Origin of the sequence: Mesorhizobium sp. M7D.F.Ca.US.004.03.1.1 (assembly GCF_003998635.1) — a bacterium.
GTDB lineage: Bacteria > Pseudomonadota > Alphaproteobacteria > Rhizobiales > Rhizobiaceae > Mesorhizobium > Mesorhizobium loti.
The window spans coordinates 1-7,111 of record NZ_RZQG01000253.1; the positions used below are offsets into that span (position 1 = coordinate 1).

Genomic DNA, 7,111 nt, shown 5'->3' on the forward strand with positions numbered 1-7,111 from the left:
GGCGTCCTTCAGCCAGGCAATGCCCTTCTGCCACAGCGCCTCGATCTCTTCGGGCATGCCGTCGACACGGTATTCCCTGGGAATGCCGACCTTCATTCCCTTGATCGGCTTGCCGATCACCGCCTCATAATCCGGCACGGGCCGGTCGACCGACGTCGTGTCCTTCGGATCGACGGACGCCATCGACTTCAACAGGATCGCGGCATCGCGCACGTCGCGGGCGATCGGTCCGGCCTGGTCGAGCGACGAGGCGAACGCGACGATGCCCCAGCGCGAGCAGCGGCCATAGGTCGGCTTGATGCCGACGGTGCCGGTGAAGGCGGCCGGCTGGCGGATCGAACCGCCAGTATCGGTCGCGGTCGCGCCGGCACACAGGAAGGCGGAGACTGCGGTTGCCGAACCGCCGGAAGAACCGCCCGGCACCAGTTGCGCATTGTCCAGGCTGCGGGCGGTCCTGGTGCCGCCGGCCGAGACGAAGCCGCCGTCACCCTGATGCGTTGTCGGCATCACCACCGTGTCGAGGCGCGAACGCCGCCACGGGTTGATCACCGGGCCATAGTAGGACGTCTCGTTGGATGAGCCCATGGCGAACTCGTCCATGTTGAGCTTGCCCAGCATGACGGCGCCGTCGGCCCATAGATTTGATGTAACGGTCGATTCGTAGCGCGGCTTGAACCCGTCGAGCACATGGCTGCAGGCCTGCGTATGGACGCCTTCGGTGCCGAACAGGTCCTTGATGCCGAGCGGGATGCCTTCCAGCGCACCGCCCTCGCCCTTGACCAGCCTTGCGTCGGACGCCTTGGCCATGTCGCGCGCCTTGTCGCCGGTCACCGCGACATAGGCATTGAGCGCGGGATTGGCGCGATCGATGGCCGAGAGATAGGCCTCGGTAATCTCGGTCGCGGTGATTTCCTTGCCGCGCAGCTTGGCGCGGGCCTGTGAAATCGTCAGCTGGGTCAGGTCGCTCATCAAAGGCTCTTTTCGTAAAACACCGACCACTCGGAATCGGGATAATCCAGCACCGGGCCGCAGCGCGAAAACCCGGCGCGTTCGTAGACGGTCCACGCGGCGGGATGACGATCGCCCGTCTCCAGCACCAGGCGCTTCAGCCCCTCATTGCGTGCCAGCGTCTCGACCCGCTCGACGATCCTGGCGCCGATCTTCTGCCCGCGATGCGACGGCCGCGTGTACATGCGCTTGACCTCGCCGATGGCGCCGTCATGGCGTTTCAGCGCACCGCAGCCGATGGCCAGGCCATTATCGCGGGCGATGAAAACGGTCGTATCCTCACTGGCCATCTGCTCGACCGTCAGATGGTAGCAGTGCTCCGGCGGCGTCAGTTCGAGCAAGGTCTCGTTGAGTTCCTTGACCAGCCCGCGCACATCGTCCTGCAGCGGCGTTTCAATGGCGATCTCGATTGCCATCGGCCGGCTACTCCACTACCTTCGGCACGAGGAAGAAATTCTCTTCGGTCGCTGGCGCATTGGCGACGATGTCCGCCGCCTTGCCACCGTCGGTGACAACATCCTGGCGCTTCTTCATCTCCATCGGCGTCACCGAGGTCATCGGCTCGACGCCGGAAACGTCGACCTCGTTCAGCTGTTCGACGAAGCCCAGAATGGCGTTCAGCTCGCCGGTCATGCGTTTGGCATCTTCTTCGCTCACCGCGATGCGGGCGAGACGCGCGACGCGCTTCACTGTCTGAAGATCTACGGACATGTTTCTGCCTCGGGGAAAACCAGTTCGGGCTATAGCGGCGCCGCGCGCGCTGCGCAACATGCATCGTGCCGGGTGCTAGGCCTAAAGCGCGTCGAGTTTGAACGGATTCAAGCGACGCGCTTTAGGTCTTTGTTTTCATGCACGTCGTTCTCCCAAAACCGGAACCACTTTTGGGCGACGTGCATTAGGCCGCAGTGCTCACCCGGTCCTTGGGACGACGCAAAGGGTTAGGCAATTCGAAAAAGCGCTGTTTTGCCGGACACATGCCGCACGCGTCCTCGTCCTCGAGCGCGGCGAATGCCTGCAATTCGGCCTCGGAGCAGCCCGGTTCGAGCGGCCGATAGGCGAGATAGGGATCCCATTTCTCCGACAGGCGATATTTCGCGTTCTGCATCGGCAGATAGGCCAGCGGTGCGCATTTCCAGATTTGCCCGTCATGCAGTTGCTTGCAGTGGCGAGCCGGGCAGATTTCCCAACTGGCGCGAGTGTCACGGTCCTCGAATGGCAACATGGCATTGCCAAAGCCCTCGTAGCGTCGGGTCCAGTTCTTGTCCGAAGGGCGTATCTCGAGACGCAATTTGTGGTTCCGCTGCCATCCCTCCAGCAATTCGAAAACCGGCTTCAGCCTCTCCCGGTAATCCTCGGAATCATGATGGACCGACACGACCAACCGTGCATCGGGATCGGCGGCAAGGATCGCCGGCAGCGACGGGTGACGATGCAGGAAGAAGCCGTTGCTGACGATCTCTATATGGGCACGCGGCCAGTGCCGCCGCACCAACCCGACAAAGCCCGGCAGTTGCGGATGAATGCTGGGCTCTCCTCCAAGCAGGCTGAAGCGCGTCACTGACACCCGTCGGCTCCAAAGCCCCATCCAGCGGTCCGCCTCCTCGAGCGAGACGGTGCCGGCATGGGCGTGATTGGAGTAGTGCGAGCAGCTTTCGCAGGACAGATTGCAGCCATGCGCGACATGCAGTTCCAGTTTTCGGAACACGGGCCGCTCGCCGCGAAGAAGTGCACTCACCCTTTGCAGCATCGTCATGGCAGGGCAACGCCGTCGCACAGATAGTAGCTGCCGCTGTTGCCGCGTGCCTCGCTTTCGTCGTCGACCGGCCGGACCGATACGAGATCGACTTGCTTGGCGTTCATTTGCGTCACCGAGAGGACATCCGGGAAGACATAGCCCGGTTCCTGGCAGATGGCCGTCACCGCCCAGCTCGGCGAAGCCGCCGCCTTGCTGACCTGCAGGAACTCGCAATTGTATTCGACGCCTTGCAGCCCGTGCGCCGAAAGCACGATGTTGCCGGCGTCGATCAGCGTTTGCAGCGTGTCCTTTTTGGCCTGTTTGCAAAGCTCCTCGGACTGAAGGTAGACGCCCTCAATGAAATCATCCGCTGCGAGCGCGGGCGACGCCGCGACCAACATGGACACGCAAAGAGATCGTCCCAACACCATGGATTTATTCCGCTTTAGCTGCCTCTAAATTGTAATCGTCTCACCGATTTTCGGCAATGCCACTTTGATGCCGGATCCTTCCAGGCCGGCCTCGAACTTGTCAGCGGTCGGATCGATCATCGGAAAGGTGCCGAAGTGACAGGGAACCACTGTGTCGAACTTGAAGAAGCGGCGGCAGGCAAGTGCCGCCACCGCACCGCCCATGGTGAAGCGATCGCCGATCGGCACGACCCCGATCTTCGGCTCATGCAACTCGTTGATCAGCGCCATGTCGGAAAAGATGTCGGTGTCGCCCATATGGTAGAGCGTTTTGTCTTCCGGGAAATGCAGGACGAGGCCGCCCGGATTGCCGAGATAGGTGTTCTGGCCGCCCTCACCAGGGAACGAGGACGAGTGCAGCGCCTGGACGAAAGTGGTGGTGAAGCTGCCGCAATCGACGGTGCCGCCGATGTTGCCTGGGTTGATCTTCTTGTCGCTGACACCCTTGCCGACCAGATACATGCAGATCTCGAAATTGGCGACCAGCTGGGCGCCGCTTTTGCCGAGCACTTCCACGGCGCCGCTGATGTGGTCACTGTGGCCATGCGTCAACAGCACATGCGTGATGCCCTCAGCCGGTCCCTCCCAGCCGCCCGTCCAGGACGGATTGCCGATCAGATAGGGGTCGATGAGGATCTTGGCGTCAGCCGTTTCGATACGAAAGGCCGAGTGGCCGTACCAGGTCAGTTTCATAAATGCATTCCTCGATTTTTGGCGTGCCAAAGGATAGAACGCCGATAGCCCCGAGATCAAAGGGTTACTGTGTCCGTTGTGCGTTTGAGAGAACACATGGCGGTGAAAGGTGAGGACGGCCGTTGGGCATTATCACGATAGAGGAATTGCCGGCGCGGCTGGCCGGCGGCAAGACGCTGGCAGGGCTTGACCTCGGCGACAAGACGATCGGCGTCGCGATCTCGGACCAGAGGTTTTCCTTCGCCCATCCGCGCCCGGTCATCATGCGAAGGAAATTCTCGCTCGATGCGGCGGTCCTGCTCGCCTTGCTGCAGAAGGAGAATGCCGGCGCGGTGGTGATTGGGCTGCCGATCAATATGGACGGGTCGGAAGGGCCGCGTGCGCAGAAATCGCGCGCCTTCGTCCGCAACATGGCACAGATGAGCGACCTGCCCTTCGTGCTCTGGGATGAAAGGCTATCGACGGTCGCGGCCGAAAGGACGCTGATCGAGATGGATTTCTCGCGCCGCAAGCGCGCCGGCAAGATCGATTCGGCGGCAGCCGCGTTTATTCTGCAGGGAGTTTTGGACCGGCTTCAGTCGCTCCACGCATCCGCTCGAACGGAACCGGACCCGCCCAGCGCTGTTTGACCCAGCCGGCGATTTCGCGGCGACGGCGGAATGCCCAAAGCGCCATCAGCAGAAACCCGTCGAAGATGCACGTCTTCGCCACCATGCCGGGGATGATCGCCGGGTCGATGCCAAGCATCTGACCATAGAGCTGAAAAAAGAAATCGTGCATCTGTCGGCTGAGCATGGTGTAGCCGAAATTGATGTCATTGGCCGACAGGTAGAACCAGCCCCAGAAAATCGCCATCGGGGCCGCCCAGAATGCGAAGATGTAACGCATCAGCGGCCTCCCCTGGGATTGGAGCCCGTCTTAGAGACCGTTCGGCCCGATATGAGTGAAAGCAGCGAATTGTGGGCCGCGGCCTTTGCCATGCCGTGCGCGACGGCGCGGACTTCGCCCTCGCCCGAAGCCGCTGCCGCAACCACGGACCGCCGCTCGGCAAGCATTGCGACATAGGACGCCAGAAGTGCTGCCAACTGCACGGCGACAGCCATGAACAGCCCGTTGATGCCTTGCGCGGCGCCACCGATGACGATCAGCGACAACACGCCGGATGCGGAGATGAAGGCGATGCGGGCAACGCTGTCAGCGCCAGGGCTGGCTGCGTCGTTGATCAGGGCTTCGACAAAGGCCCAGAAGAACAGCACGGAGACGACAAGCAATGCGGTGGCAAGCGGCGCCACGACAACGACGTTGTCGAGGTCGACGAAGCGGGTACCCTCGATTGTGGTACCCAACACGCCGAGCGCCGCCGCCACGCCGCGGTTTCCGTCGATGCAGATGAGCGCAAGCAGGGCGAAAACGATCGCCCAGTGCAACACAGAAAAGAGGTCAGTACCTGTCGCATCGGTGTTCCTGCTTCGCAAAGCAAGGGACGGCCAATTTGAACCATTCCCTGCTTGCACCGGGACAGTGGGCCCTGCCGCTCGCCATCGCAACGGAAACCATTTGTTAAGGTTAACGGCGATTAGCTATACGCGTGAGGATACAGACCAACGCCTCAAAACCGTGGATGGCGCCGGTTTTTGCGATGCTCGCGGCTCAATTCACCGGCGGATAGAGCGTGTCGATGATCATGCGCGCATCGTGGCGCGAATCGAGCATGCCATAGGTATTGCGCCATTGGCCTGCCAGGCGCGTCTCGACGAAAGCGTCGGCGATTCGCCCTGCCCCCAGCCGGCGCAATTCCGCCGCTGCCGCCGACAACGCCAGCTGTTCGGTGAGCAGCCGGGCCGAGCCCTCGTCGGTTGAAGCGACTTGCATCGCCGCCTTCAGCACCCCGATCGTGCCGCGCCCGCCGGCGCCGAGATCGCGGTCGATGCCGGCCAGCACATCCTCGAACAGGCCGGGCGCACGGCCAAGCACGCGCAGCACGTCGAGCGCCATAACATTGCCCGAGCCTTCCCAGATCGCGTTGACCGGGGCTTCGCGATAATAGCGGGCGAGTGGCGCCTCCTCGACATAGCCATTGCCACCGAGACACTCCATCGCCTCATAGAGCAACGGCGGCGCGATCTTGCAGACCCAGTATTTGACGACTGGCGTCATGGCGCGGGCAAACGCCGCTTCGCCGCGATCGCTCGCCGCCTCGTCGAAGGACCGCGCCAGCCGGAACGACAGTGCGGTGGCTGCGGCGACATCAAGCGCCATGTCGGCCAGCACGCGCTGCATCAGCGGCTGCTCGATCAAAGTTGAGCCGAACACCTGGCGGTGGCGGGCATGATGAACAGCCTCGGCGAGGCCGGCGCGCATGATCGCCGACGATGCGATGGCACAATCGAGCCGGGTGAGCGTCACCATGTCCATGATCGTCTTCACGCCGGCACCCGGTTCGCCGACCATCTCGCCGATGGCGTTGACGAATTCCACTTCGGAGGACGCGTTGGAGCGGTTGCCGAGCTTGTCTTTCAGCCGCTGGAAGCGGAAGCCATTGCCCGAGCCGTCGCCGAGAACGCGCGGCACGAGGAAGCATGACAGCCCCTCCGGCGCCTGCGCCAGCACCAGGAACGCATCCGACATCGGCGCCGACATAAACCATTTGTGCCCGGTCAGGCGATAAAACCCGCTGCCGGCGCGTTCCGCCCTTGTCACATTGGCGCGCACATCGGTGCCGCCCTGTTTCTCGGTCATGCCCATGCCGAGCGTCAGCCCGGTCTTCTCGACCGGCGGCTTCTGGCTCTGGTCATATTTGCGCGTCGTCACGCGCGGCGCCCATTCGCGAAACAATTTTGGGCTGGCCATCAGCGCCGCTAGCGAAGCGTTGGTCATGGTGATGGGGCACAGATGCCCGGTCTCGAGCTCTGCGGTGAGGTAAAACCGGGCGGCACGGACCTGATGGCGGCGGCCGATCTCGGCGTCGCCGTTTTCCCACACAGAGGAATGCAGTCCGTTGGCCACCGAGCGGCGCATCAAGGCGTGATAGGCGGGATGGAACTCGACCACGTCGATGCGCCGGCCCTGGCGATCATGCGTCCTGAGCTTCGGCGTCTCGACATTGGCGAGGCGCGCCAGTTCCTGCGCCTCCTGCGTCAGCACGAAACGGCCGAGCCCGTCGAGATCCTTGCGCACCGGATCGGAAAAGCGCTCCGCGAGCTGG

General features: G+C 62.7%; 9 protein-coding genes and 1 pseudogene. 1 reads left to right on the plus strand and 9 read right to left on the minus strand.

What is annotated here, in order from left to right; genetic code table 11:
- From EN935_RS16050 to EN935_RS16080, 6 genes are all read right to left on the minus strand, one after another.
- Positions 1-969 (minus strand): amidase (locus tag EN935_RS16050; RefSeq protein WP_164771154.1); only part of this gene is annotated, 969 nt, incomplete at its 3' end.
- Positions 969-1,424: a GNAT family N-acetyltransferase gene (locus EN935_RS16055; RefSeq protein ID WP_109669091.1), complete on the minus strand. Its 456-nt coding sequence runs from the start codon at positions 1,422-1,424 to the stop codon at positions 969-971. The genes EN935_RS16055 and EN935_RS16050, both read right to left, overlap by 1 nt.
- A 7-nt stretch (positions 1,425-1,431) precedes the next feature.
- A complete protein-coding gene (gatC, locus tag EN935_RS16060) occupies positions 1,432-1,719 on the minus strand; it encodes an Asp-tRNA(Asn)/Glu-tRNA(Gln) amidotransferase subunit GatC (protein WP_109669093.1) in 288 nt (95 codons plus the stop codon).
- A gap of 184 nt (positions 1,720-1,903) precedes the next feature.
- Positions 1,904-2,761: a radical SAM protein gene (locus EN935_RS16070; RefSeq protein ID WP_245468757.1), complete on the minus strand. Its 858-nt coding sequence runs from the start codon at positions 2,759-2,761 to the stop codon at positions 1,904-1,906.
- Entirely contained in the window at positions 2,758-3,174 is a 417-nt protein-coding gene (locus EN935_RS16075) for a hypothetical protein (protein WP_109669095.1), read from the minus strand. The genes EN935_RS16070 and EN935_RS16075 overlap by 4 nt, the downstream gene beginning before the upstream one ends.
- Before the next feature lie 24 nt (positions 3,175-3,198).
- Positions 3,199-3,906: a metal-dependent hydrolase gene (locus EN935_RS16080; protein WP_109669097.1), complete on the minus strand. Its 708-nt coding sequence runs from the start codon at positions 3,904-3,906 to the stop codon at positions 3,199-3,201.
- A gap of 122 nt (positions 3,907-4,028) precedes the next feature.
- On the opposite strand from EN935_RS16080, the gene ruvX reads away from it, so the two are divergent.
- On the plus strand, positions 4,029-4,535 hold the full coding sequence (gene ruvX / locus EN935_RS16085; protein WP_127263463.1) for a Holliday junction resolvase RuvX: 507 nt from the start codon (positions 4,029-4,031) through the stop codon (positions 4,533-4,535).
- On the opposite strand, the gene EN935_RS16090 is transcribed toward ruvX, so the two are convergent.
- The 3 genes and pseudogenes from EN935_RS16090 to EN935_RS16100 all read right to left on the minus strand — a co-directional run.
- Positions 4,453-4,794, minus strand: coding sequence for a DUF6105 family protein (locus EN935_RS16090; RefSeq protein WP_127263465.1), 342 nt, complete (start codon positions 4,792-4,794; stop codon positions 4,453-4,455). The two genes, ruvX and EN935_RS16090, sit on opposite strands and share 83 nt — an antisense overlap.
- A pseudogene (locus EN935_RS16095) lies at positions 4,794-5,362 on the minus strand (hypothetical protein). Before EN935_RS16095 ends, EN935_RS16090 begins: the two are co-directional and overlap by 1 nt.
- 194 nt (positions 5,363-5,556) lie before the next feature.
- On the minus strand, positions 5,557-7,111 hold a 1,555-nt coding region (locus EN935_RS16100; RefSeq protein WP_164771155.1), incomplete at its 5' end, for a DNA alkylation response protein.